General features: G+C 60.9%; 22 protein-coding genes. 6 read left to right on the top strand and 16 right to left on the bottom strand.

Annotated elements, in window-relative coordinates; translation table 11 throughout:
* Window positions 1-51: 51 nt before the first annotated feature.
* The 15 genes from BGO89_12540 to BGO89_12470 form a co-directional block, all read right to left on the bottom strand.
* The gene (locus BGO89_12540; protein OJX57304.1) at window positions 52-1,026 is read right to left on the bottom strand and encodes an alpha-ketoacid dehydrogenase subunit beta; all 975 of its coding nucleotides are present in this window, start codon (window positions 1,024-1,026) and stop codon (window positions 52-54) included.
* Between the two features lie 6 nt (window positions 1,027-1,032).
* A complete protein-coding gene (locus BGO89_12535; protein OJX57303.1) occupies window positions 1,033-1,965 on the bottom strand; it encodes a hypothetical protein in 933 nt (310 codons plus the stop codon).
* A gap of 171 nt (window positions 1,966-2,136) precedes the next feature.
* The gene (locus BGO89_12530) at window positions 2,137-2,565 is read right to left on the bottom strand and encodes a hypothetical protein (protein OJX57302.1); all 429 of its coding nucleotides are present in this window, start codon (window positions 2,563-2,565) and stop codon (window positions 2,137-2,139) included.
* Window positions 2,566-2,626: 61 nt separating this feature from the next.
* Window positions 2,627-3,334, bottom strand: coding sequence for a hypothetical protein (locus BGO89_12525; protein OJX57301.1), 708 nt, complete (start codon window positions 3,332-3,334; stop codon window positions 2,627-2,629).
* A 3-nt stretch (window positions 3,335-3,337) separates the two neighbouring features.
* Entirely contained in the window at window positions 3,338-3,778 is a 441-nt protein-coding gene (locus BGO89_12520) for a hypothetical protein (GenBank protein ID OJX57300.1), read from the bottom strand.
* A complete protein-coding gene (locus BGO89_12515; protein OJX57299.1) occupies window positions 3,778-5,223 on the bottom strand; it encodes a cytochrome c oxidase accessory protein CcoG in 1,446 nt (481 codons plus the stop codon). Before BGO89_12515 ends, BGO89_12520 begins: the two co-directional genes overlap by 1 nt.
* A gap of 22 nt (window positions 5,224-5,245) precedes the next feature.
* Window positions 5,246-5,839, bottom strand: a complete 594-nt coding sequence (locus BGO89_12510; protein ID OJX57298.1) for a hypothetical protein — start codon at window positions 5,837-5,839, stop codon at window positions 5,246-5,248.
* Entirely contained in the window at window positions 5,836-6,054 is a 219-nt protein-coding gene (locus BGO89_12505) for a hypothetical protein (protein ID OJX57297.1), read from the bottom strand. Before BGO89_12505 ends, BGO89_12510 begins: the two co-directional genes overlap by 4 nt.
* Window positions 6,051-8,216, bottom strand: a complete 2,166-nt coding sequence (locus BGO89_12500; GenBank protein OJX57394.1) for a cytochrome C oxidase Cbb3 — start codon at window positions 8,214-8,216, stop codon at window positions 6,051-6,053. The genes BGO89_12505 and BGO89_12500 overlap by 4 nt, the downstream gene beginning before the upstream one ends.
* Window positions 8,217-8,218: 2 nt before the next feature.
* The gene (locus BGO89_12495) at window positions 8,219-8,419 is read right to left on the bottom strand and encodes a cytochrome oxidase maturation protein, cbb3-type (GenBank protein OJX57296.1); all 201 of its coding nucleotides are present in this window, start codon (window positions 8,417-8,419) and stop codon (window positions 8,219-8,221) included.
* Window positions 8,407-10,809 (bottom strand): hypothetical protein, encoded by a 2,403-nt coding sequence (locus BGO89_12490; protein ID OJX57295.1) that lies wholly within the window; start codon window positions 10,807-10,809, stop codon window positions 8,407-8,409. Before BGO89_12490 ends, BGO89_12495 begins: the two co-directional genes overlap by 13 nt.
* Before the next feature lie 64 nt (window positions 10,810-10,873).
* Complete coding sequence (locus BGO89_12485; GenBank protein ID OJX57393.1) at window positions 10,874-11,317, bottom strand: transcriptional regulator; 444 nt, start codon at window positions 11,315-11,317, stop codon at window positions 10,874-10,876.
* 127 nt (window positions 11,318-11,444) lie between these two features.
* Window positions 11,445-13,883, bottom strand: coding sequence for a transketolase (locus BGO89_12480; GenBank protein ID OJX57392.1), 2,439 nt, complete (start codon window positions 13,881-13,883; stop codon window positions 11,445-11,447).
* A 56-nt stretch (window positions 13,884-13,939) separates the two neighbouring features.
* Window positions 13,940-14,524 carry a guanylate kinase gene (locus BGO89_12475; protein ID OJX57294.1) on the bottom strand — a complete coding sequence of 195 codons (585 nt, stop codon included), beginning with the start codon at window positions 14,522-14,524 and terminating at the stop codon, window positions 13,940-13,942.
* Window positions 14,514-15,389: a YicC family protein gene (locus tag BGO89_12470; protein ID OJX57293.1), complete on the bottom strand. Its 876-nt coding sequence runs from the start codon at window positions 15,387-15,389 to the stop codon at window positions 14,514-14,516. The genes BGO89_12475 and BGO89_12470 overlap by 11 nt, the downstream gene beginning before the upstream one ends.
* An 84-nt stretch (window positions 15,390-15,473) precedes the next feature.
* On the opposite strand from BGO89_12470, the gene BGO89_12465 reads away from it, so the two are divergent.
* The 6 genes from BGO89_12465 (at window position 15,474) to BGO89_12440 (ending at window position 23,917) form a co-directional block, all read left to right on the top strand.
* Window positions 15,474-16,295: a hypothetical protein gene (locus tag BGO89_12465; GenBank protein OJX57292.1), complete on the top strand. Its 822-nt coding sequence runs from the start codon at window positions 15,474-15,476 to the stop codon at window positions 16,293-16,295.
* A 71-nt stretch (window positions 16,296-16,366) separates the two neighbouring features.
* The gene (locus BGO89_12460; GenBank protein OJX57291.1) at window positions 16,367-17,143 is read left to right on the top strand and encodes a hypothetical protein; all 777 of its coding nucleotides are present in this window, start codon (window positions 16,367-16,369) and stop codon (window positions 17,141-17,143) included.
* On the top strand, window positions 17,128-18,225 hold the full coding sequence (locus tag BGO89_12455) for a riboflavin biosynthesis protein RibD (protein ID OJX57290.1): 1,098 nt from the start codon (window positions 17,128-17,130) through the stop codon (window positions 18,223-18,225). The genes BGO89_12460 and BGO89_12455 overlap by 16 nt, the downstream gene beginning before the upstream one ends.
* Window positions 18,222-19,460: a hypothetical protein gene (locus tag BGO89_12450; GenBank protein ID OJX57289.1), complete on the top strand. Its 1,239-nt coding sequence runs from the start codon at window positions 18,222-18,224 to the stop codon at window positions 19,458-19,460. Before BGO89_12455 ends, BGO89_12450 begins: the two co-directional genes overlap by 4 nt.
* 12 nt (window positions 19,461-19,472) lie before the next feature.
* Entirely contained in the window at window positions 19,473-22,322 is a 2,850-nt protein-coding gene (locus BGO89_12445) for a hypothetical protein (GenBank protein OJX57288.1), read from the top strand.
* Window positions 22,319-23,917: a hypothetical protein gene (locus BGO89_12440; GenBank protein OJX57287.1), complete on the top strand. Its 1,599-nt coding sequence runs from the start codon at window positions 22,319-22,321 to the stop codon at window positions 23,915-23,917. The genes BGO89_12445 and BGO89_12440 overlap by 4 nt, the downstream gene beginning before the upstream one ends.
* Before the next feature lie 9 nt (window positions 23,918-23,926).
* On the opposite strand, the gene BGO89_12435 is transcribed toward BGO89_12440, so the two are convergent.
* Window positions 23,927-25,951 carry a hypothetical protein gene (locus BGO89_12435; GenBank protein OJX57286.1) on the bottom strand — a complete coding sequence of 675 codons (2,025 nt, stop codon included), beginning with the start codon at window positions 25,949-25,951 and terminating at the stop codon, window positions 23,927-23,929.
* Window positions 25,952-26,007: the final 56 nt, after the last annotated feature.

Below are 26,007 nucleotides of genomic sequence, written 5' to 3'. Positions count from 1 at the left end.
TGCAAACTTACGGAACTCCCGCCGTGCCGACGGGACGATTTTTTTACACACTCAGAAGGCCATCGTTTCACGGATGGCTGCGGCCACCTTGTCGGCATTCGGCAGGACGGCCTGCTCGAGCGTCGGTGCGAACGGCGTGGGCGCGTCGTAGGCCGCCACGCGTTTGACGGGAGCATCGAGGAAGCGGAACGCCTTGTCCGCGATGCGTGCCACGATCTCTCCTCCGAATCCGCCCGTCATCACGGCTTCGTGTGCCACGACGGCCCGGCCCGTCTTCCGTACCGATGCCAGCACGGTCTCTTCGTCGAACGGCACGAGCGTACGGATGTCCACCACTTCGACGCTGACACCGTCACGTTCGAGCTCATCGGCGGCGGCAAGGGCCATATGGACCGCGCTGCCATAGCAGATGACGGAACAGTCGCGTCCCTGGCGAACGACGTTGGCCTGACCGAGCGGTACGACGTACTCCCCTTCCGGCACTTCTTCCTTGATCTTCCTGTAGAGTCCCTTGTGTTCGAAGAACACGACGGGGTTGTCGTCTCGCATGGACGCCGTCATCAGGCCCTTCGCATCGGCGGGAAAGGCCGGGCAGACGACCTTGAGACCGGTCGCATGGACGAACCAGTTCTCGGGGTCGCGCGAGTGGAACGGATTGCCTCCCACGCCACCACCCGACGGGCCGCGAACGACCATGGGTACGGGCAGGCTCCAGCGATAGGCCGTGGTACCGGCAACCGTCACGAGCTGGTTGAATCCGTTCGTGATGAAGTCGATGAACTGCATTTCTGCGACGGGCCGCATGCCGTTCAGCGATGCGCCGATGGCGGCACCGATGATGGCGGCCTCGGAAATCGGAGCATCGATGATGCGCTTCGGTCCGAACTCGTCGAGAAATCCCTTCGTGAGCTTGAAGGCACCGCCATACGTGCCGATGTCCTCACCGATCATGAAGACACGATCGTCCTTGTGCATTTCGATACGAAGCGCATCGGCGATGGCTTCGAGATAGGTCATTACTGGCATAGGTCCTTAGAGAAACACGTTGCGATATGCTTCCTCGGCGGCAGGCCACGGCAGCTCCAGACCGCGATCGATCGACGCGATCATGTTGTCGAAGGTCGTCTTGCGCAGATCGTCGATGTCCTGCCGGGACATGATGCCCGCATCGACGATACGACGGATGTAGGTTTCGACGGGATCCTTTTTCTTCCACTCTTCGAGCATGTCCTTGGGTACGTAGGCGAAGTCGTCATGCTCGGCGTGACCACGCATACGCATGGTGACGGTTTCGATGAGGGACGGGCCTTCACCACGGCGTGCGCGTTCGACGGCACGGCTGCATGCTTCATAGACGAGTTCCACATCGGTACCGTCGATCGTCTCCCCGAACATGCCGTATCCGATCGCACGATCGGAGAGCCGTTCGCAGGCGAACTCGAGCGAGTTGGGAGTGGAATAGGCGTATTGATTGTTCTCGATGATGAGGATCATCGGAATCTTGCGCACCGCGGCGAAGTTCAGAGCTTCGTGCACTTCGCCCACCTGCGCTCCGCCATCACCGATGTAGGTCATGGAGACGGTGGTGATTCCACGCAACTGATCAGCCATGGAGAAGCCGGCGGCGACGGGAATCATGGCACCGAGATGACTGACGTTACCGTAGATGCGCTTCGCCGGATCCGCATAGTGTCCCGTACCGTCCGTACCACGCATCTGGCTCCCCTCACGGGCGAGGTGGTTCACCATCAAGGTGTCGACGTCCTGTCCGAATACGAAATGGGAACCGATGTTGCGGTGCATGGGAAAGAGTACGTCCTTCTTCGGGTCCAGCGCATAGGCCGATCCCACCGATACCGCTTCGTTGCCGAGCTGCGAATAGACGCCACCGAAGGCCTTGCCCTGACGATAGAGCCGGAGCATCGCATTGTCGAACTCGCGTGCCATCAGCATGTAGACGAGCATTTCCTTGCGCTGCGCGTCGGTAAGACCTGACGTCCGCTGGTGCTGCTGTGATGTACGTTTAGCCATTGAAGATCATTCGTAATGAGGTCGCAAAGATAGGGACAAACGCGACGACGCCCCGCCGACCATACGTCGACAGGGCGTCCTTGAGGAACGTTGTTCGTTACCGGTTCACCATTTCTTCTTGGCGCCACCGGCACGGACCTTCTTCACTTCGGCAGGCGTCACGGCCGGCCCCTTGTTGCCGAAGCTGTTGTAGACGTAGCTGATCACACCTGCCACATCCTCGTCCGTATACTTCGAGGGAAGCGGAGCCATGACTCCGTTGTATTCCTTGCCGTTAACCTTCACCTTGCCGGACTTGCCGAACACGACTTCATGGATGATGACTTCCTTCTTCGCCGACTTCAGATAGTCGCTCTTCGCCAGCGGAGGATAGACCGTTCCGAGCCCCTGGCCATTGGCCTGATGGCACGTCTTGCAGTATTCGTTATAGACCTTCTGTCCCTTCGCCATCAACGCCTTGTCCTGTGCCGATGCCGACCCGACGAGTCCAACCAGGGCCATCATGACGACCAGGCACGTTCCCAACCTTTTCATGACCGCGTCCTTTCTGAGGAATTAGTTCGTAGTACAAATATAAGACTCTTTTGTCCGAATATCAGTGTCCCGAACAGCACGATGCGGTTTTCTCATGCGACGGCGCTTCCGGACTGAGATATGGAATACCTAGGGCGGATCCGCGCAGGACGAAGACCAGGCCGAGAACGAGGGCCACGGCCGGCACGACGAGGCGATGCTTCAGCCGCACCCACTGCGGGAGGAGCCGCACACCGACGGCGAGGGCGAGCATGACCGGTGCGGTTCCCAGACCGAAGGCAGCCATGAACATGGCTCCGCCGACCGGTGTGGCCGCCCCGATCGATCCCATGAGCGCCACCGTCACGAGGCCGCACGGCAACAGGCCATTGAGCGCCCCAAGACCGATCATGGCAACGGGAGAGTGACGACGGAGCATCGGCATGATCCTCGAACGCAACGGCCCGGTCCACTTCGTGAGCCGTTCGACGGGCAGTATCGACGTGTGCCACAGCAACTGTACCACGACGGCCACGATCATGAGCGCACCGGCGATCACGGAGACGTACCGTTCGTACCCGGCGATGGCGACGATGCTTCCACCAAGGCCTGCGAGCATTCCGAGCAACATGTAGACGGCGATGCGTCCGGCCTGATACAACACACGCCCACCGACGAGGGTGACGACTCCGCCCTCCCCTCTCGGCAGGGCCAATGCGATCGGACCGCACATACCGATGCAGTGCAGGCTTCCCGCGATTCCCAGCATGAATGCCGCAAGCAGGTCCATCCGTTACCTCACGTCGATCATACGTTCGATGCGATACGTCCTGTCACTCTTCCATTCGACGAAGACACGCCAGCGGCCACGATCCATACCGTTCGATGGAATGTCCATGGTGCCACGGCCATCGACGTGCAGAGGCAGCGTCCTGTCGTCCTTCACCGAATTCGGTCTGTACAGCGTCACCGTGCCGTGCGCCATCGACGCATGCGACGAAGGGATACGAACGACGAGCCCGGCGGAATCATCGACGACGACATCGGCTTCGGCACCGAGCCTGCGGCCGTTCTCGAGTGCGTGGGCCGTAGCCTCGTGCGCCAGCGTATGCTCGTAGTAGTCGGGTCGGACAAGATCGACCTCACGGCTCGCGGCATAGGCGACGACGCCGAGCGTTCCCAGTGCGAACAGCGTATAGACGATGGTGACTCTCCAGCCCCAGTTGATCTTCATCACCTGCTCCCGTTTCGTGAAACAAGGAACGAGGTCTGCTCATTCCATACTTCGTCGTCATTCGCGCGAATGGACACACGGATCGGTATCGAACCGCGACTCGTCAGTGAATCGGGTACGATGAGCATGAAGCGTCCCTTCCGCTCCTCGTATGGACCGATCGTCGTCATGTCCGTCAGTGGCTTGATGATGACGTTCGCCGGCTCGATGACGCGCATCGATATCGTCCGGCGCTCGCTCGTCTTGTTGATCACTTCCATACGATAGAAATTCCCGACACCCTGGGATGTCGCTACCCACGTCGTTCCTTCCTGCCGCAACACGAGAATGTCGACGTCACGTCGCGTGAAGAACAGCACGGCGACGACGGAGACGAGTACGATCCACACGGCGGCATAGGCCTTGATGCGCGGCGTCATCCAGTTCGATGCACCGTCGATGATGGACTTCACACTTGCATAGCGGATCAGTCCCTTCGGACGGCCGATCTTCGTCATAACGTCATCGCAGGCATCGATGCAGGCCGTGCAGTTCACGCACTCGAGCTGGATACCGTTCCGGATGTCGATGCCCGTCGGGCAGACCGTCACGCACTGATGGCAGTCGATGCAGTCGCCAAGGCCCGAAGGACGGGGCTCTCCGGCCGCGGCAGCTTCCTTGTCTCCCCTCGTGAACTTGCCCCGCTTCTCGCCTCGACGGAAATCGTACGTGATGGCGATGGTCGATTCATCGACCAGGGCCGACATGTACCGTCCGTACGGACAGACGATGATACAGGCCTGCTCACGGAACCGCGCGAAGACCAGGTAGAAGACACCCGTGAATGCGAGCAGTGGAAGGAAGACGACGAGATGAGGAGCGATCCCTTCCCTCACGTACGACAACAGCGTATCGCTGCCGATCAGATAGGCGAGGAAGACGTTGGCGATACCGAAGGAAATGGCGAAGAAGATGGATTGCTTGGCGACGGTCCGCAGGATGCGCTCCTTCGTCCATGGCCCGTTCGTTCTCCGCACCTGCTCCGCAGGCGGGCCGTCGATCATCCATTCGATCTTCCTGAAGACCATCTCCATGAAGATCGTCTGCGGGCACAGCCAGCCACACCAGATCCGTCCGAGCGTCGCCGTGAACAACACCAGCGAAACGATGCCCGTAAGGAAGAGCAGGACGAGCAACCAGATGTCCTGTGGCCAGAAGACCATGCCGAGGATCACGAACCGTCGTTCGAAGAGATCGAAGAGCATGAACTGATGACCGTTCACCTCGATGAACGGGGACAGGACGAGGAAGGCCAGCAGCAACCATCCGAGCACCGTACGCCAGCGATAGAACGGTCCGCTCGGCTTCCTCGCGAAGATCCATTTACGACGGCCATCACGGTAGATACTGCCGAGCTCGTTCCTGAACCGCTCGTGATCCTCGACGGGTGCATCGGTGATTGACATGATTACGGCTTCTTCGTAGTGCTTACTGACATGGCACGTCCCTACCCTCTTCGACCGGCTTTGGATCGGGAGGGTTGGAACCGCGCTTGGATATGACGTAGGAGGCGACCTGAAGCAGCTCGTCGTCGGACAACCGGTTCGTCGATCCATACGGCAGCATGCCCTTTTCGGGGAATCCCGTCGTGATGTTCTTCATGATGTCCTCGATCGAGCAACCGTGGATCCAGTTGTCGTCCGTAAGATTCGGCCCAACCTGTCCACCCAGATCTTCCCTGTGGCATGTAGAGCAGAGATTGTTCGTACCGTTGAAGATGGCCTTGCCTTTCTCGAGGCTGGCGGCATCCGTCAGCAGCGTGGCCTTGACCGGACCTTTCTTCGGTGCCGATGCGATGGCCGCTTCCCAGTGCTTCACCTCGGAGTCGTATTCGTCGATCTGCCCGCGCTGCCCGAACATGGGTGTCTCGAGCACATGATAGTTCACCATGTAGACGACGGAGAAGACCATCGTCAGGTAGAACCCGTACAGCCACCATCGCGGCAGATTGTTGTCGAATTCCTTGATGCCGTCCGCATCGTGATCGAGCAGTCTGTCCTTGTCGTTCGTGGACATGATCATACCTCCCTGTTCGGATAGTGATGCCGGGCCGGTGCGTTGGCGGGAAAACGGACGTCATCAAGAGGCAACGCGGACATCCGTTCCATACGATGCTTGTCGGTACGGAAGAACCACACGATGAGACCGAGGAAGAAGCCGAAGAACAGGACGAGGGCGAGTACCGGATAGTATTCGATACCGGGAATGTGTTCGAGAACGTTCTTGTACATGATCATTCCTCCATTGCGACGGCGGGTTTCTTGATGTCCGTTCCGAGTCTCTGCAGATAGGCGATGAGAGCGATGATCTCACGATCGGCCGAGACGTCCTTGAATCCCGACGAACGGAGTCCTTCGGCGATCGTGGCCGCCTGCGCGGTGAGATCGGTCACCGCCTTCGACTCGTACCCTTCCGGATACGGCACGCCGAGCTTGCGTAGCGTGATGATCTTGCCCTCGGTATGACCGAGGTCGAGCTTGGCATCATAGAGCCACGGATAGCCTGGCATGATGGACTTCGGCGACGTCGACCCCGGCTCCTTCATGTGGTTCCAGTGCCATGCATCAGGATACTTGCGTCCGATACGATGCAGGTCGGGACCCGTTCGTTTCGATCCCCAGAGGAACGGACGATCGTAGACGAACTCGCCGGCCTGCGAATACTGTCCGTAGCGTTCCGTCTCGCTACGGAACGGACGGATCATCTGCGAATGGCATCCCACGCATCCTTCACGGATGTAGAGGTCGCGTCCTTCGAGTTCGAGCGGCGTATACGGCGTCACCGTTGCGATCGTAGGCACGTTCGAGCTGATCAACGCAGTCGGAACGTATTCGACGATACCGCCGATGAGCACGACGACGACGACGAGAACCGAGAACCGGAAGGGTTTCTTCTCGAGCAGACGGTGCCAGTAGTCGTGCTTCGCATCGGCCGCGTCCACGCGCGGTTCGCGGACGGCCCGTACTCCCTCGTCGGCGATGAACGAACCGCTCCGCGCCGTCTTCCAGAGGTTGTAGACTCCGAGGCCGGTACCGAGGAGATAGAGCCCCCCACCCACCGAGCGCAGGACGTACATGGGAACGATGCGGATCACCGTTTCCAGGAAGTTCGGATTGACGAGCGTGCCGTCCGGATTGAAGTCCTTCCACATCAGCGACTGTACGATGCCACCGAAGTACAGCGGAATCACGTAGAAGGCGATGCCGAGCGTCATGGCCCAGAAGTGCCAGTTGGCGAGCTTGACGGAGAAGAGCTTCGTACCCCAGATGCGTGGCACGATGTAGTAGAGCATGGCGAAGGTCAGGCCGCCGTTCCATGCAAGCGCTCCGAGATGGACGTGGCCGATGATGTAGTCGGTATAGTGCGTGATGGCGCTCACACCCTTGATCGACATCATGGGCCCTTCGAACGTGCTCATGCCGTAGGCCGTGATGCCGACGACCATGAACTTGAGAACGGGATCCGTACGGACCTTGTCCCATGCTCCGCGAAGCGTCAGGAGACCGTTGAGCATGCCGCCCCACGACGGAGCGATGAGCATGACGGAGAAGACGGTACCGAGCGACTGTGCCCAGTCCGGCAATGCAGTATAGAGCAGGTGGTGAGGACCGGCCCAGATGTATATGAAGATGAGCGACCAGAAGTGGACGATGGACAACCGGTAGCTGAATACCGGACGTTCGGCCGCCTTCGGAACGAAGTAGTACATGATTCCGAGGAACGGTGTGGTAAGGAAGAATGCCACAGCATTGTGTCCGTACCACCACTGCACCAGGGCATCCTGTACACCTGCGTAGGCCGAATAGCTCTTCAGCAGGGATACCGGAAGCTCGAACGAGTTCACGATGTGGAGCAGGGCCACGGTCAGGAAGGTCGCGATGTAGAACCATATGGCCACGTACATATGCCGTTCACGGCGCCGGGCGATGGTACCGAGCATGTTCCATCCGAACACCACCCACACGATCGTGATCAGGATGTCGATCGGCCATTCGAGTTCGGCGTATTCCTTGCTCGTCGTGAAGCCCAGCGGCAGCGTCACCGCTGCCAGAACGATGATGAACTGCCATCCCCAGAAATGCAACCTGCTGAAGAAGTCGCTGTACATGCGCGCTTTGCACAGGCGCTGCAACGAGTAGTAGACTCCGACGAAGATCGCATTGCCTGCGAAGGCGAAGATGACGGCATTCGTATGCAACGGACGAAGGCGTCCGTAGGACAGTTGAGGAATGAAGCCGAGGAAGTCCGGTGCCCACAGCTTGATGGCGATGATGAGACCCACGAGCATGCCGATGACGCCCCATACCGCCGTCGCGATCGCGAAGTTCTTCACGATGGCGTTGTCGTAGGCGAACGATTCGACCTGTCCCCGCCCTTCATCCCGTTCCGGTCGTGCCATGTTCATGAATCGAGTCCTTTCGTTGTACGTTGATGTTCGTCGTTTTCAATGTTCTCGATCTTCGCAGGTTCGTCGAAGAGCATGCGTATCGCCGGTGTCGACGTGTCGTCGAACTGTCCGCTCCTCGTGGCCCATAGGAAGGCGAACAGGAAGCCGCCCGAGACGAGCAGGCTGCACGGGACCAGCAGCATCATGATGTCCATACCGACCTCCTCGCATACCAGCGTGCACCCGCCACGCTCATACCGATCACCGTCAACGAGCTCACCGGCATGAGGATGGCCGCCGCAAGCGGCGTGAGCATTCCTCCGAGCGCCAGCGAAAGGCCGACGGCATTATAGACGACCGATACGCAGAACGTCGCGATGATGAGGTTCTTCATCCGCCGCGCATACCGCAGCAGGGCGGGAAGTTCTCCGAGTGCCGAGGCGTTCATGATGACATCGCAGGCGGGCACGAGCGTCGCCGTATCGTCCGTCACGGCGATCGCCGCATCGGCGGCCGACATGGCGGCCGCATCGTTCAGACCGTCACCGATCATCAGCACGGTGTGTCCCGAAGCGCGCAATGCGTCGATATGACCGACCTTGTCGGCGGGCTGCCGTCCGAACGACATCTCGTCGTCGTCGAACATGGACAGGAGCATGGCACGATCACGCAGGCCATCCCCCGACAGCAACCGTACGGAATGGCGTTCGCGAAGTCGTCCCATCATCTCCGATATTCCTTCACGCAATTCGGAGCGGAGCCGGATACTTCCGGCATACGAACCATCGACGGCGATGTGGGCCGCTCCGTCGGTCGTATCGGTCACGCGCCCTTCCGGACACATTTCTTCGACGAGGGTCGACGAGCCGATGACGACGTCGTGACCATAGGCTCTTCCCGTCATTCCCCTGCCCGCCACCTCATGCGCCGTGGCACATATGGTTTCATCGACCGGCCATACCTGGGCAAGGGATCGGCTTACGGGATGCATACTCTGTGCAGCGACGGAACGGACGGCCATCCACTCGTGATCGGCCAGGGAACGGCCATCATAGGAAAGCCCGTGCAGCGACTTCGTGAGCGTTCCCGTCTTGTCGAATACGATCGTCGAGCAGCGATCCAGATCGAGCAGAACGCCGACGGATCTGAGATAGATGCCGCGCTCGCCGAGCCTGCCCATCGCCGTGCCCAGCGTGACCGGCGTCGCGAGCGTGAGCGCGCACGGACACGCGATGATGAGGACTGCCGTCAGGACGTTGACAGCCATATGGACGTCGGGCATCTGCGCGATGGCGCCGCCCGCGGCGAGTAGCATGGCGACGACCGTGAACCATCTGCCGAAGGTATCGGACAGCGTGAGCAAGGAACTGGTCCGGATGCGCGGCGTGGCACGTTCCCACAAGGATGCCAGGTAACCGTGCGATACGACGTTCGTGGCCGCGATCCGGATGGCCGTACCGACGACCTTGCCACCGGCGAAGACGGCGGCCCCGGACGTGCATTCGATCGGAAGCGATTCACCCGTCACGAATCCGTAGTCGAGATAACCGACCGGACTCAACACCGTTCCGTCACACGGTATCGTCTCGCCATTGCGGACGACCATGACGTCACCGACGACGACGTCGTCGACAGGTACGGCAGGAGTGTTGCCATTCCGCTCTACCCGAACGGAAAGCGGGAAGAACGAGCGATAGGTCCTGTCGAACGAGACCGCATCGAACGCCTTCTGCTGGAAGAGCCTGCCTACGAGGAGCAGGAAGACGAGACCGTTGAAGGAATCGAGGAATCCCTCACCGTGTCCCGTGACAATGTCCGCGACACTGCGGAAGAAGAGCACGAGGATTCCGATGGCGACGGGTACGTCGAGATTCAGTGTGCGCCTGCCGATGGCTGCCCATGCCGAACGGAGCCATGGTGCGGCGGAATAGACCAGAACAGGTATCGAGAGGAGAACCGCGAAGATGCTGAACATCGTCGTGAGCGACGACGACAGCCCATCACCTGCAAGGTATCGGGCGATACCGAACAGCATGACGTTTCCGGTGGCGAACCCCGCGACGCCCAGACGCTGATAGATCGCCCGCCGCTCCCTTCCGTCGGTGGCCGTCGCAACGGGCTTGACGAGGGGTTCGTATCCGAGCGACGACAACAGCTCGGCGACGGATCGCAGTGTCGTGACCGCCGGATCGAAATCGACCCTCACGGTCTTGCGCAGCACGTCCGTTTCGGTATGCACGATCCCGGCGTCGAAGCTCGAGAGCCGCTCGAGCAGCCATACGCAGCTCGCGCAGTGCATGGCGGGAATCGTGAAGCGGACTCGTACGAATCGTAGGTCGGAGTACTCGACGAAGGTCCGGGATATCGCCGGATCGTCCAGGGCCTCCATGTCCGTCCGTGCGGCACCCTTCTTCATCGAGATGCCGGGATTCGACCCCAGGTCGTAATACGTACAGAGGTCGTGGTCCCTGAGCAACGCGTAGACGGAACGGCAGCCCGCACAACAGAAGGCCTCGTCCCCGTCCAGGATTTCCGTGGAACAGGGATCGCCGCAGTGGGCACACGTCGTCGTTCGATCGGATCCTGGTATCGGCCGCAGTGGCATTTGTCCGCTCATGATGTAGCACTACAAATTTTGGATCACTACGTCCGAAATCCCATGATTTTTGTCATGGTTTGACGCTATCGTTCGCCAATCGCACGTTCAGATCCTTGGCCCGGCTGGCCAACTGGGATAGCGTGGTACGTCTCGCGAGAGATGTGAAGCGCGTCCGGACCTCGACCCAGTGCTCGTGGGCCGGACAGGGTTCCTGATGTCCGCATCCGGGAAGGCCCAGCATGCACTCCGTGAACATTTCCGACCCGTCGATGGCGCAGATGATATCGTAGAGGGTGATGTGGGCCGTAGGACGTGTGAGGGCCACGCCTCCTTTGGGACCGCGATAGGATATCATGAGACCAGCCTGCGTGACCTGCTGCAGGACCTTGGTGAGGAAGTGGAACGAGATGTTCAGTTGCTCCGCGATACGGCTGATGGCCACGTAGTCCTCCCCACGCTGAGAAGCAACGTAGATGGCGGCCTGGATGCCGTAGATACAGGACTTGGAGAGAATCATCGCGACAGGGAGTAATTCGGATTCGGGACTCTGAATACGAATATAGGGCAGCCAGGGCGGGGGTCAAGAGGAGGAATGAAAAAGAGGGACTGCCGGAAAGATGCGACAGCCCCTCGTTCGATTCTCAGTAATACATCGGATAGCGGTTCGGGTCTGCCTCGTTCATCATGGCATACACCGCTTCGAAGACATGTTCGGCTTCCGGCTTGGACCAGTAGTTTCCGTCCGTACCGTATGCTGGCCGATGCTGGCGCGCGCAAATGGAGCGGGGTTCGGAATCCAGATGGCGGTATCCGCCGAGGCGCTCGATGACCTGCTGCATCATGTAGGCCGTGGTACCGCCGGGAACGTCTTCGTCGAAGAAGAGGATCCGGTTGGTCTTCTCGAGCGAACGCAGGATGACGCCGGTCGTATCGAACGGCAACAGTGTCTGCACATCGACGACTTCGACGTCGATACCGACCTGGTCGAGCAGGGATGCCGCTTCGAGGGCGACGCGGCAGCTCGCGCCGTAGGTGACGATCGTGAGATCACGTCCTTCACGGATGACGTCCGGTACGCCGAGCGGCACCGTGAATTCGGCGACGTTCGTCGGCAGCTTTTCCTTGAGGCGATAGCCGTTGAGCACTTCGACGACGAGGGCAGGATCGTCGCTCCTGAGCAGCGTATTGTACATCCCCGCAGCCTGGACGAAGTTCCGTGGAACGCAGACGTGGATACCGCGGACGAGATTGATGATGCCTGCCATCGGCGATCCGGAATGCCATACGCCTTCCAGACGATGTCCGCGCGTACGTACGATGACCGGTGCGCGCTGTCCGCCGCGCGTACGCCAGTGCACCGTGGCGAGGTCGTCGCTCATCAGTTGCAGAGCGTACAGGAGGTAGTCCAGGTACTGGATTTCGGCGATGGGACGGAGGCCGCGCATGGCGAGGCCGATGGCCTGGCCGAGGATCGTGGTTTCACGGATGCCCGTGTCGGTCACGCGCAGTTCACCGTACTTGGCCTGCAGACCGATCGTTCCCTGATTCACGTCGCCGAGCTTTCCGGCATCCTCACCGAAGATCAGGACGCGGGGATCGCGGCCGAGAATGGCGTCGAAGCAGGCATTGATGACTTCCGAACCGTTCAGCGACTGCGCATCGTCCGTGATGACGGGAGCGATGGCCTCGATGTCGAGAGCGGAACGCCCTGTTTCGTCGAAGAGATGCGACGAATACAACGGGGTGATCCGTTCATTGTAGGCATGGCGCCATTCCGACAGGGGGCCGCGTATGGCGGCGGGAGCCATCCGTGCAGCCAGCAGCGCACGATGCGTCGCCACCATCACGTCCCGGCGGAACGGTTCACGAATGGCGACCAGCTCGCTGCATACCGCGTGTACTGCCGCGGAAGCGTCGGCCATTCCCTGTGCGGCAAGAGCGTCGGTCAGGGCGTCCAGGATGGTCCGAACGTCGGCGATCTCCTGTTTGATGGGATTCATGTAGGCGTCCCACGCGGCCTGTCTCGCCTCCTGCACGAGCTGCGCGGCGGCGGTATCCATGGCCGTCAGTTCGTCTTCCGTGGCCATCCCTTCCTCGACGATCCATGCACGCATGCGTGCGATGCCGTCGTAGTCCTTCTCCCATTGCAGACGTTCGGGGGACTTGTAACGCTCGTGGCTCCCCGACGTGGAGTGCCCTTGCGGCTGCGTCACCTCGATGACGTGGACGATCTGCGGAACATGCTCGCGACGGGCGGTTTCGGCGGCTTCGGCATAGACCTTCATCAGTGCCGGATAGTCCCAGGCACGAACGGTACGGACGTCGTATCCGTCCTTCGTTCCTGCTGCACGCTGGAAGCCGGAGAGAAGCTCTCCCACGTTGCTCTTCGTGACCTGGACGTCGTTCGGAACGGAGATACCGTATCCGTCATCCCATATCGAGATGATGGCGGGAGACTTCAGCACGCCGATGGCATTGACCGATTCCCAGAACATTCCCTCGGCGCACGATGCGTTGCCGATGGTTCCGAAGGCGACTTCATTGCCGTTGGCCGAGAATTCCTTCATCTCCTTCAGAACGTCGACATCGCGATACAGACGCGATGCATAGGCCAGGCCGACCAGCCTCGGCATCTGCGAGCCCGTCGGCGAAACGTCGGCCGAGACATTGTTTCTGGACGTCTGTTCGAGGAAGCGTCCCTGGTCGTCGAGGAATCTCGTCGCGAAATGACCGTTCATGGAGCGTCCCGCGGAGGCAGGTTCCGCTACCACGTCGGTATGGGCATAGAGCTGGGCGAAGAACTTCTGGATGCTGCTCTCGCCGGTGGCGAACATGAAGGTCTGGTCGCGGTAGTATCCGGAGCGCCAGTCGCCGGGGCGGAAGGCGCGGGCCATGGCCAGTTGGGCCACTTCCTTGCCGTCGCCGAAGATGCCGAACTTGGCCTTGCCCGTCAGTACTTCGCGTCGGCCGAGCAGCGATGCATGGCGGCTTTCCGTCGCCATGCGGTAGTCGTTCAGTACGTCCTCACGCGACCATGCCGGTGCATGACCATTGCCGTTCGATGCCGATGTGCCGTTGATGTTCGCCGTGGTTGTCATCCGTTGAGATGTGGTCTTCTTTTTCATAGGCTGCAAAGTTACGAAATAGCGGCGCGGACGGCCTGCTCGGCAAGCCGTAAGGTATTCTCCAGCACGTCGTTAACGATGACGACGTCGAAGCGGTCACGGCTTGCCATTTCCATTTCCGCGCGGGAGAGACGAAGGGCGATCTGTTCGTCCGTCTCCGTATGTCTGTTCCGGAGGCGGGCTTCCAGAATGTCGATGGACGGAGGCGCGATGAACATGAGCAGGGTGTCGTCCGGGAATGCCGCCCTCAGCGAGAGGGCACCCTTGACATCGACGTCGAAGATGACGTCCTCACCCTTGTCGATCGACTCCTGGACCTGTGCACGCAGGGTGCCGTAGTAATTGCCGAAGATCTCTTCGTATTCGATGAGGCCTTCATGTTCGATCTCGGTGCGGAATTCCTCCCGTGTGAGGAAGACGTAGTCCTTGCCATGTACTTCGCCGGGGCGCTGGGCACGCGTGGTGGCGGAAACGGAGAACTGAAGGTGCGGAAATACCGTCAGCAGATGTCTGGCGACGGTCGTCTTCCCCGCTCCGCTCGGAGCGCTGAGAACGATGAGGTGCTTGCGTCCGTGTGCGGCGGCATCATTCGACATTCTGCACCTGCTCACGCATCCGTTCGAGTTCTTCCTTCATCTGGACGACGACGATGGCGATGGCCGCGTCGTTCGTCTTCGAACCGATCGTATTCACTTCCCTGTTCATCTCCTGCAGCAGGAAGTTGAGCTTGCGCCCCACACCCTTGCCATCCTGGAGGTTCTCGCGGAAGTACTTGATGTGGCTACGGAGGCGTACGCATTCTTCGGAAACGTCGAGCTTCTCGGCCAGCAGCACGATTTCGAGTTGCAAACGCTGCTCATCCACGGCGTCTTCGGCCATCAACTGGCGCACACGCTCACGCAGACGTTCACGTTCCACCGGAATCCGGGCGATCGAGCGGGCCTCGACGTCGACCAGCCCCGTCTCGATGCCTTCGAGACGTGCGGCGAAGTCCTTGTAGAGCTCGGCACCTTCCAGATCGCGCATCGTATTAAGATTCCGCAATGCGTCCACCAGGGCGCGATGCAGCTCAGGCCAGGGATCGGGGCGCTCTCCCTCGGCATCGGGTGCCTGGAAGATCGACGAGAACTGGACGAGGTGATCCATCGTGATCTCGCCATCGAGCGAGAGCTCCTGCTTGAGGGAACGCAAGGCCTCCACGTAGCCGCGGGCGATCGTCGGATTGACACGCACCGGCTGGGCAGAAGGCATGTCATCCTGACGGATGAAGATCGACAGCGAGCCGCGCGATACCTGTTCGCGCGCCGTTTCACGAACGGCACCTTCCTTGTCCGCCCACTCCTTCGGCATGCGGCAGTTCAGTTCCAGATATCTGCCGTTGACGCAACGGACTTCGATGCTCGTAGGTGTACCGTTGACGACGGCATCGCATTTGCCGTACCCTGTCATGCTTCGGATCATGATCAGCCTTCCTTGGTGTTCGCTTTGACGCAAGAGTGCAAAGATAGCACTTCGGCACAGGTCGGCCGGACGTAACTTGTCGTCATGGATCGAAGCCCCGTAGCAGCCGTCGTGGACGTCGACGGTATCGCGAATGCCGTAACCGGCCGCCTTCCGGCAGTCCCCCGTATGATGATGATCGCCGGGTCGGGCATCATGGAGGCGATCCGCGATATCCCCGTCCTCGCCGACATCCCCTACATGGACCTGCCCACCATGCCGGTACCGACGATCGCCGGTCACGGTGGTTCGTTACGACTCGTCGACATCGACGGCATTCCCGTCGGAATCTTCACCGGCCGCTTCCATCTCTACGAAGGCTGGCCATACGACGTGGTCACGGCGCCTGTCCGGATCGCCCATGCCCTGCAATGTTCGCATCTGCTCGTCACGAATGCGGCCGGAGGCCTGTCCCCGCTGTTCGATGCCGGCGACGTCATGATGATCGACGACGTGATCGACGCCACCTTCCGTATGTCGATGGCATCCGGTACGGCGATACCGGTCGACGGCGAATGGACCACGCGTATCCTGCAGGAGGCCCTGCGATCCGGAATCGCTCCTGCCCGCGGGATCTACGTCCAGGTTGCCGGACCGTCCTACGAGACGCGCGCCGAAATACGGATGTATCGTCGAATGGGTGCCGAAGCGATCGGTATGTCGACGTCGCGGGAACTGCGTCATGCGGCATCCCTCGGCCTGAAAGCGGCAGCCTGCTCCATGATCACGAACGTTCTGTCCGACAGCGCCATCCGTAAGGTGACCCACGACGAAGTGCTGGAAGCGGCGAGAACGGGCGCGGGTCGTCTCCTCTCCGTCGTCCGTGCCGCCGCACATACGGTAGATACACCATTGCCGACTGAATGAAGTTTTCCGATTTTGCGCCCATGCAACGACGTAAAGCCAATAGCCGACATCTCGTCATCATGGTATGCTGCATGGTCGCAGCCGCCCTGCTCGCGAGCTGCAAGTCCTCCTTCACCAGTCCCTACGGCATCCGTGCCCTCAGGGTCGACGAGCCGATCTTCCCGATCAAGGCCGTACGGCTCAAGGATTCCACGCTCCGGCTGTCCTTCATCACGTCTCCCCGCCTGCGCACGACCGATCCGGGCATACGCTGGGTGGAAGCCGCCATCGGACCCGATGAACGCTCGCTGAACGACACCATCACCTTCGCCTTGAGCTATACGAATACTCCTGGATCCGAAACGACGGTGACGCTCGTCGGCGATGCTCCATGGGATACACCGAGCGCGCGACGCTCGGCATCGGCCGTAGCCGACATCTCCGTCGTGACCTCCACGGATCATCTGATCTTCAGGCTGCCCCTCTCCTATCAGGAAGCGCAACCGATGGATCTCACGCCGTTCGTCGTCAGCCGTGGTGACAGTGCCCTGGAAATCGGCGTCCAGGCCAAACGTATCTTCCTTCTTAGCGACGAATACCTGCCGACGTCGGAAAACTTCCGTGTCATCATCTCCGATGAAAAGGGCACCGTGGTCTGGCGGTCGGACGCCGGCATGAACTTCATGCAGGCCATCACGTCGGTCGAACCCCAGACGCCGAACCACATCCAGCGCTATGCCATCGTCTGGAACGGACATCATACCATGGGAGAGACCGTTCCGCCGGGTACGTACAAGGCCGAGCTCATTATCCCCGCGCGGCCCAGAGCCTACATGAATACAGTCGAATTCGCGTGGCCGCCGAAGTAATCGAAGGAAGCCATGAGCGCTGGATGGACCGGGCACTCGACCTCGCGCTGAGGGGTACGGGACACGCCAGTCCGAATCCGCGTGTCGGCTGCGTCATCGTCGACGGCGATCGCATTCTCGCCGAAGGATGGCATGCCTATCCGGGCGCACCCCATGCCGAGGCCATGGCTCTCTCCCTGCTCGACCGGTCCACGATCACACCGTCGACCACTCTCTACGTCAATCTCGAACCGTGCTCGCATCACGGACGTACACCGCCGTGTGCCGATGCCATCGTCGCATCGGGCATCAGAAACGTCGTGACGGGAATCGGCGACCCGAATCCCTTGGTATCGGGCACGGGCATCCGCAGGCTCCGCGATCACGGCATCGCGGTCGAAACCGACGTCCGCGAAGAGGAATGCCGCTGGATCAACCGCACGTTCATGCATCATGTCACGACGCTCACACCATACCTCGTGCTGAAGATCGCCCAGTCGCTGGACGGCTGCGTGGCCCGTACGGCCACGGCGCCCTATCCCGTGACGGGTGCCGGAAGCCGCAGGCGTGTCCACGCACTGCGGGCCGAGTTCGATGCCGTGATGACGGGAATCGGTACGGTACTGGCCGACGATCCGCTCCTGACCGTGCGCGACGTCGAAGGGCGGAATCCCCTGCGCATCGTCCTCGATACCCACCTTCATCTGCCCTTGCAGAGCGCCATCGTACGAACGGCGCAGGACGTTCCCACGCTGTGCCTGTGCTCGCCGGATTCCGCGTCGGGCCCGTCTGCAGAGCCGTTACGCGATCACGGGATCGACGTCATCGGAATACCCGTGCGGGACCGGCATATCGACCTCGGCGAGGCCATGCGACTGCTCGGAGGAAAGAACGTGGCCTCCGTCATGTGCGAGGCAGGACCACGGGTAACCGCTTCGTTGCTCGAGCATGGACTGGTGCAGGAGCTTCGGCTTCTGACCGCTCCCTTCATCATGGGTGACGGCCTCCGGTGGAACGGCGGATTGCTCGCAGACAGCACGTGGCGCCTTCACGACGTCGAAACGATCGACGCGGATATCCATACCACGCTGATTCGCGAATGAGTAACTTCACGGTTATGAATCGTTCGCTCGCAATCCTTCTCTGCCTGGTTCTCTCCTCGGCCGCAATCGTCGCACAGGGCATTCCCCAGTCCCTCGCCCAGGCACGCAAAGCCGCAGCCACCAGGAACTGGAAGGACGTCCGCAAGCATGTATCCGTCGTCCTCAAGAAGAATCCGGCCATGCCGGAGGCCTTGATGCTGCTCGGCATGGCCGAACTGGAAAGCGGTGCGCCACTGGCGGCGCTCGATGCCGTACAGCGTGTCATCGCCTCGAATCCCGGGATCATGAGTGCATACCTGTTCAGCGCAGAATGCCGTCAGAGACTGAAACAGCCGGACAGTGCCGTTGCCGTGCTGAGAACCGCCGCACGACTGTTTCCCGATTCGTTGCAGCCCGATTATGCCCTAGGCATGCTCTATTTCCGCGCCGCTCGATACGATGACGCCCTGACACCGCTCGAGACCGTCGTCTTCAAACGCCCGGACTTCCTCCCCGCCATCCGCCAGCTCGCCGTCTGTTATGCGAAGCTCGACCGTCTCCAGGAAGCGTCCGACCTCCTCGGTCGTGTCCTGGAAGAAAGCCCGGCCGACGTCCAGACCCGCATCTGGCTCGCCGAAACGCAACTCGGCCTGAAGCACTACGATTCGACGGCCGCGTTGTACGAGACGGCCGTGAAGGACCGTCCGAACGACGCCGATGCATGGTATAACTACGGCATCGCCCGCCAGAATCTCGGTCAGGTCGACAGTGCCATCAAGTACTTCCGCAGAGCAATCGCCATCAGACCGAGTTTCCCGGAAGCATACTTCAACCTCGCGATCTCCTACCAGCAGCGCGGCTTCGACGAAGAAGCCGTGCAGGCCTTCCGCCGTGCCGCGCTGCAACGCCCGTCCCTCGCTGCCGATTCCTACAATTCGATCGCCGTCATCTATCGTGGACAGGGCCGTTTCGACGAAGCGATGGAAGCGCACCAGCAGTCGATCGCACTCAACGATACGAACGCTCTCTACAGGGCATCCGTAGGGAACACCTACTTCGCGGCGAGCAAGTTCGAGGAAGGTCGCCGCTACCTCGAAGAAGCGCTCAGGAAGTTCCCCGACGACACCGAACTCCTGTTCACGCTCGCACGACACTACATACGCCTCGGCGACCTCGACAAGGCCAAGGCCATCGAATCCGACCTGGACAAGCGCGCCCCCGAGCTGAGTGCCCAGCTTCGTGGAATGCAGAAATAACCTTCGACCGTCATGACATCATTACGTCTTCTCGTCGTCCTCCTCTCCGTTCCATGCATGATCACGACGGTGTCCGCACAGCAGGGCATGTCCAACGACAGCAAGCGCCTGCTCGATACCTCGCTCCGTATCCTGGGGATGAATCGTGCCGACTGCGCCATGCCGCCGGACCTCCTGCCTTCCGACACACATCGCCTGCCATGGCATGACCGACTCTTCAGCGACCCGTTCGGAGCTTTCGGTCAGGCCGACGGTCTCGCGAAACTCATCGCCGGGCGGTCCGACAATTCAATGGATCTGGCCGCACGCACGGCTTTCCCCTATCTCGACCTCACGGCATTCCGCAGATCGGTCTACGACAGCCGTATCACGGCCGACGAACTGATCCGGAGACTGCGCATCGATCCGAGCGATCGGACGGGCCTCGTTGGCTCGACCCTCCTGCTGCGCTATCTATCGGCCTTGGTCCAGGCCGCCGATGGCATGTCCGACGCGGCAGCACGATTCAGGAACCAGAAGATCCTCGTCGACATGTGCGATACGCTCTGGCAGATGAGCCGTGAGAACGAGACATCCTCGCTGTGGCAGTTGCACGACGACGAAGTGGAGGGCATGGAACGCGCCAGCACCTTCTTCCTCGCCTCGTCGCTCGCTCCCTACCAGGACATCTACACCCACGGTTGGTCGGCCTATCTCCATATCCTGCAGTACGCACGCGAGTCGCTGCAATCGAACGATCTGCTCCGCGACAGCATCCGCAGCATGACGTTCTCCACACCGTACGGACGTGTCGCCATCGGCGGCAAGGGCGACGACGTCTACGAAGGCACCTACTTCCTCATCATCGATATCGGGGGGAACGATCTCTACCGCTTCGATCTCTCGGCGAAGGAAGATGCCATCGATCGTCCCGTGCGCTGCATCGTCGACCTCGCAGGCAACGACCTCTACACCGCCGGTTCCTACGAGCTGGGCTCGGCCGTCGGTGGCGTGGGAATCCTCATCGACGCTTCGGGCAACGACACCTACCTGGCAGGCGACGCTTCGTTGGGATGTGGCATCTTCGGTGTCGGCATCGTCCACGACATGGCCGGCGACGACTCCTACTCGTCCGGCATCAACTCCCAGGGTGCCGGCATCTTCGGCATCGGTCTCGTACTCGACGATGGAGGGCAGGACATCTACCGTGCACATGCCCAGGCACAAGGCTTCGGTGCGACACGCGGCATCGGCATCCTGTCCGACCTCGCCGGCAATGACCAGTACCTGGCCGCGAGCCCGTACGTCGACGTCCTGCGCTACGAAGCACATCAGGTGACGTTCACCCAGGGTGCGGCCCTCGGCTATCGTCCACTCGCTTCCGGAGGCATCGGAATCCTCGCCGACGAACGGGGCAACGACGCATATTCGACCGACATCTACGGTCAGGGTACGGGATACTGGTTCGGCCTGGGCGCCCTGCTCGATCGGGCGGGTGACGACCGTTACGTCGCCTATCAGTACGCACAAGGCGCCGGTGTCCACTTCGCCACGGGCATTCTGAGAGACGATTCAGGCGACGACATCTACGTGTCGCATGGCGTCTCGCAGGGCTGTGGTCACGACGTCGCCCTGGGGGCCCTCATCGACGAACGGGGGAACGACAGCTACATGGTCGAAAGCCTGTCCCTGGGCGGCGGCAACGCCAACGCCGTATCGGTCTTCATCGACGTCACGGGGAACGATGCCTACGTCGCAATGCATACACCGACGACGATGGGCTATTCCGACTTCCGGCGTAACTACGGCATGATCGGCATCTTCGCAGATGGTGGCGGCAACGATACCTATGGAGCCTCGACGCGCAACAACAGCGTCAGCGTGCAGTCAACCTACGGTGTCTTCAACGACGCGGACCTGATCCCTGCGCCGGCAGGGACGACGTCACCAACGACTCCACAGTACGCCGTCATGCCGCTCGCCCAAAGCGTGGACAGTCTCTTCATCCAGGCCTCCGCGGCCCCCCTCCGTTTCCAGAACAACGTCCAGCCCGCACGGGACAGGATCGTCTCGCTCGGCGTGTCGGCCCTCCCCCATCTCGCCACGCACTTCGGTACACAGATGCCACGTGAACGCCTGGCTCTGGAATACATTCTCCCGAAGATCCACGAGTCGAACGGCGTCGCCGTCGAAACCCTGCTGCGTGACAGCCTTTCCAGCGAGGATCCCGCCGTCGTATCGATGTGCGCTACCGTCGGTGGCCGCATCAGAATGACGTCGATGGTTCCATCCCTCATGGTTCTCGTCCGCGACGATTCATGGCGGAAGCGCCGCCTGGCAGCCATCACCATCGGCGAGATCGGAGATTCGAGCGGTATTCCGGGACTGAAGATGCTGCTCAAGGACGATCATCCCTACGTCCGCTCGCGTGCCTCCTTCGCACTGGGCATGATCGGTGGCACGGCCGCCTTCCAGAACCTTCAGCCGGCTCTCGCCGAAGAACAGCAGATCGTACGGTATGGTGCGGTGGAAGGACTGGTGCGCGGCGCGAAGCGACCCGCGGCTCCGGTCATCTCCTGGTGGCGTACGCTGTCGAACAGGGCCACGCTGACGAGCGGCCTTCGCCTCGTCGGTGCCGTGGATACGACGACGGCGGATGCCGAGGACGTCGCCCTGTTCGTCAAGTCCGCCCCTCGTTCCACGCGCGAGACCTTCTACCGCATCCTGCCCTCCGCACCGGTGTTCTGGAAGAACCAGGCCGCCACCTATCTCGCGATGGAATCCGATGAAGCCCTGCAGGCCATGCTGCGTCCTCTCGCCGTGTCCGGTACGCCGATCGCCATCGACGGAAAGAAAAAGAAGAAGAGCAAGAAGAAGAAGTGATCCGTCATCATCTCACTCTCGAACATGTGGCTTCCGCCATCGCCAACCTGCGTGGCGCCATGGTGGCCGATGCCTATTCGCAGGAGAAGTATCAGTGCATCCTGACGTTGATCCACGACATGACCGAGCGCACGCTGGTCATCGGCGTCGATCCTGCGTACGGCTGCATCGCCGAGCGTCCGACCACACAACGGGCACGACGTAATACGATCGATCTCTTCCCCGCACTGATGGAACGGCACGTCGCGACGGCAACGAAGCATCCCGATGACCGCATCGTCACGCTCTGGTTCGAGGACTGTCAACTGCATGCCCTGCTCTACGGAGGTGGAAGCGGCAACATCGTCGTAACGAAGGACGGCATCGTCGTCGACGCCCTGAGGAAGAAGAACGAGGTGATCGGCCAGCCCCTGAACATCACTCACTACGCGCCGGTATCGTTGGTGGATGCCGTACCGACGACGACCGTGGCCAGAGCACTCGGTGCTTCGGATATCCATCTCGGCATGCAGTATGCGCGGGAAGTCTGTTTCCGTTGCGGCATCGATGCCGATATACGCATCGGCGATCTGGACCAGGACTCCGCGAAGCGGCTTCGTGCAGAAGCCGATCACCTCATCGCCGAAGCGCGACGAACGACGACGTTCCACATCCTCGAACGACATGACGACATCCTTCTCTCGCTGCTTCCCCTGAACGGATATACGATCGTCGATACGGACCACGACATTCTCTCGGCCATCCGTCGTGTGACAGGTATGCGACGCTCCGCCGTACGACGCGTCTCGGCCCGCACCGTCCTGGAGCGGGACCTGACGAAGACCGCCGCGCGACTCCGCCGCAGTATCGACGGGATGCAGGGCGATGCGGCCACACAGGACCGTGCGTCGACGTACCGACTGTGGGCGGACCTCCTGCTCTCCACGTCCGATCCCACACAGACAGGACTGACGACGATCGACCTGCAGGGATGGGACGGTGAACCGTTGACGATTCCGCTCGACGACCGCAAGACGCTCGTCGAGAACGCTACCATGCTCTATGCCAAGGCCAAGGCCTCCGACGAAGCAGCGCGCGTACGTGCTGCGCGACTCCCCAACTTCGAGCAGCGGCTGCAGTCCGTCGAACGCATGCTCGATCACGTACGGCAGACCGAAGACCCCGACGAACTGGAAAGGATCCAACGCTCGATGAAGAACGATCAAGGCATGCCGGACGATGTCTCGGCCAAGTACCGCGTGTTCAGACTCGATGACGTCTATACGCTCTACGTCGGCAAGAGCGCCGCGAACAACGACGAACTCACGATGCGGTTCGCGAAGCAGAACGACTGGTGGTTCCACGCCCGTGGCGTGAGTGGTTCCCATGCCATCCTGCGGGGCGGAGGCAGCGAGAAGCCTCCCAAACAGATTCTCGAGCAGGCCGCGGCCATCGCCGCCTATTACTCGCACGCGCGCAACGCCTCCTATACGCCCGTCGTCTACACGCAGCGCAAGTACGTCCGCAAACCCAAGGGAGCGAACGTCGGTGCAGTGACGCTCGAACGTGAGACGGTCATCATGGTACGACCGTCGATTCCGGGTGAAGAACTGTGACCCCTGACGTCACTTCCGGACGATCTTGAACTCCACACGACGATTACGCTGGCGTCCCTCTTCCGAGGCGTTGGAGGCAACGGGACGGGCCTTGCCGTAGCCAACGGCCTTGAGCCGTGCGTCGGCGATACCCTTGTCGATCAGATAGGCCTTCACGGCATCGACACGATGCTGCGACAGCAGGATGTTGTCGGCGTCGTTACCGACGTTATCGGTGTATCCCGCCACTTCGATCCGCACGGCCGCATCCTTGTTGAGGAAGGACACGAGCCGGTCAAGTTCGGGTTGCGACTCTTCGCGCAGATCCCATTTGCCCGAATCGAAGAAGACGTTCTTGAGCGTGATCGTCGTACCCGCATTGATGGGTACCAGCAGCAGGTCCCGCCGCAGTTCTGAATACGAGCCCAGCTTCCTGGTATCGAGCTGCTCGCTCACGGGATAGTATCCCGGCGCTTCGGCCCTGAATCCGTACAGGTCGCCGGACGGCAGTGAGATGGTGAACTCGCCCGTCGTTGGTGAAGATCGTGCGTCGCCCGTCGTTCTGCGCTTGGTAAGGCTTTCGTAGACCACCTGCGTGGTGATCGGCTTCTTCGTCACGGCATCCAGCACGCGGCCGGTAACGAGTACCACGGGCCGTGGGCGTACGCCCTCCGTCAGCTTGACACGGAAGATGTCCGCGCTCTTCGTTACCGGATCGACGCCGCACAGGTAGGCGAAGTCGCCCTTGGCTGGCACGGTGTAGTAGGCATCCCATTCCTTCGAATTGATGGCGGGACCGAGATTCATCGGAATCGACCATGAGCGCCATGTATCGTCCAGACGGCGGGACATGAAGATGTCCGAGCCGCCATAGCCCTTGAAGCCATCCGTCGAGAAGTAGAGCGTCATGCCGTCGGCGGCGATGAACGGCGAATTCTCGTTGCCCCACGAGTTGATGACAGGCCCCATGTTGACCGGTTCGCCGAACCCGCCGTTGTCCTTGCGGAAGCTCACGTAGAGATCGCGGCGGCCGTTCGCATCACGCCGCGAGACAGCCATGACGAGGACACGTCCGCTCGGGTCGAGCGACATCTCGACGTAGCGGTCGCGGTTGTAGTAGTTGTCGATCTCCACCGGCACCGGCACGGTCCATCCACTGTCCGTCCGGGTGGCCATCGAGATGCCCGTTCCCTTCGGCCGGCCGTCGGGATAGTAGGTATTGCCGACGAGGGCCGTGTTGCCGTCGGGCGAGATGCTGATGATGAAGTTGGCGCCCTCGTTGTTCAGCGGTGGACCCGGATTGATTGCCGGACCCCACGATCCGTCCTTCTTCCTGTCGCTGTACCACACGTCCTCGCCATCCGGATTGCCGATGTTCTGGGGATGCGGATAGCGTCCGAACCACAGACGCTTCCCATCGACGGAGATGACGGGCGAGAGATCCGCGCCCTGACTGTTGATCTGCGTGCCGAGGCTTTCCTTGACGACGTTGACGGGATGATCGGGTGCGAGGTTGATGCTCGTACTGTCCTGCCGGACTTCGAGGTAGTCGATCTCGGCGGCGATCCTGCGGCCCAGCGAGAAACCGATCTTTCCGCCGAACGGCATCGGCGGTTCGATGGTGGCGACGATGGAGCCGTTAACGACGAGGGATATCCACGATCCCCTCTTGCGGACTTCCATGACGTTCGTGCTGCCGTCGGTCTTGATCTCGCCGCTCATGCTCCACGGATAAAGATCGGCGATGGCCTGGCCGTAGACGTGCCAGGCCTTGAAGTTCCCTGCCGAGGACACCGAGAAGATGTTGGCGTTCTCGGCGTTCACCGCGCCCCATACGATGCCCACCGAATGATCCCGGCTGCCGCCCGTCACACGGAACGACGTCGAGATATCGAAGTCACGGTCGTAGTTGATGTATTCGTCCACGAGAAAGAACCATTCTCCTCGTGGACTGTTCTTGACCACCTTGTAGCGGCCATCGGACACCTCGGCGCCCACACCATCCCTCGTTCCCACGTCCCACCCACGGCGATTGTCGTCGAAGTCCTCGCGCATGGACAGGGGCAGAACCTGGGATGAAAGCACACCTGTCCACATGAACAGGACGGCCA

The sequence above is a fragment of the Candidatus Kapaibacterium thiocyanatum genome, assembly GCA_001899175.1.
In the GTDB taxonomy this organism is placed as follows: Bacteria; Bacteroidota; Ignavibacteria; order Kapaibacteriales; family Kapaibacteriaceae; genus Kapaibacterium; species Kapaibacterium thiocyanatum.
Note: the sequence above shows the minus strand (reverse complement) of the source record. Positions and strands in the feature narration are given on the sequence as shown.

Coding starts and splice junctions, on each gene's coding strand:
- BGO89_12540 (OJX57304.1), bottom strand. CDS start 1,026: ATGCCAGTAATGACCTATCTCGAAGCCATCGCCGATGCGCTTCGTATC.
- BGO89_12535 (OJX57303.1), bottom strand. CDS start 1,965: ATGCTCGTCTACATGCTGATGGCACGCGAGTTCGACAATGCGATGCTC.
- BGO89_12530 (OJX57302.1), bottom strand. CDS start 2,565: ATGAAAAGGTTGGGAACGTGCCTGGTCGTCATGATGGCCCTGGTTGGA.
- BGO89_12525 (OJX57301.1), bottom strand. CDS start 3,334: ATGGACCTGCTTGCGGCATTCATGCTGGGAATCGCGGGAAGCCTGCAC.
- BGO89_12520 (OJX57300.1), bottom strand. CDS start 3,778: ATGAAGATCAACTGGGGCTGGAGAGTCACCATCGTCTATACGCTGTTC.
- BGO89_12515 (OJX57299.1), bottom strand. CDS start 5,223: ATGTCAATCACCGATGCACCCGTCGAGGATCACGAGCGGTTCAGGAAC.
- BGO89_12510 (OJX57298.1), bottom strand. CDS start 5,839: ATGATCATGTCCACGAACGACAAGGACAGACTGCTCGATCACGATGCG.
- BGO89_12505 (OJX57297.1), bottom strand. CDS start 6,054: ATGATCATGTACAAGAACGTTCTCGAACACATTCCCGGTATCGAATAC.
- BGO89_12500 (OJX57394.1), bottom strand. CDS start 8,216: ATGGCACGACCGGAACGGGATGAAGGGCGGGGACAGGTCGAATCGTTC.
- BGO89_12495 (OJX57296.1), bottom strand. CDS start 8,419: ATGGACATCATGATGCTGCTGGTCCCGTGCAGCCTGCTCGTCTCGGGC.
- BGO89_12490 (OJX57295.1), bottom strand. CDS start 10,809: ATGCCACTGCGGCCGATACCAGGATCCGATCGAACGACGACGTGTGCC.
- BGO89_12475 (OJX57294.1), bottom strand. CDS start 14,524: ATGTCGAATGATGCCGCCGCACACGGACGCAAGCACCTCATCGTTCTC.
- BGO89_12470 (OJX57293.1), bottom strand. CDS start 15,389: ATGATCCGAAGCATGACAGGGTACGGCAAATGCGATGCCGTCGTCAAC.
- BGO89_12465 (OJX57292.1), top strand. CDS start 15,474: ATGGATCGAAGCCCCGTAGCAGCCGTCGTGGACGTCGACGGTATCGCG.
- BGO89_12460 (OJX57291.1), top strand. CDS start 16,367: ATGGTCGCAGCCGCCCTGCTCGCGAGCTGCAAGTCCTCCTTCACCAGT.
- BGO89_12450 (OJX57289.1), top strand. CDS start 18,222: ATGAGTAACTTCACGGTTATGAATCGTTCGCTCGCAATCCTTCTCTGC.
- BGO89_12445 (OJX57288.1), top strand. CDS start 19,473: ATGACATCATTACGTCTTCTCGTCGTCCTCCTCTCCGTTCCATGCATG.
- BGO89_12435 (OJX57286.1), bottom strand. CDS start 25,951: ATGCGCGAGGACTTCGACGACAATCGCCGTGGGTGGGACGTGGGAACG.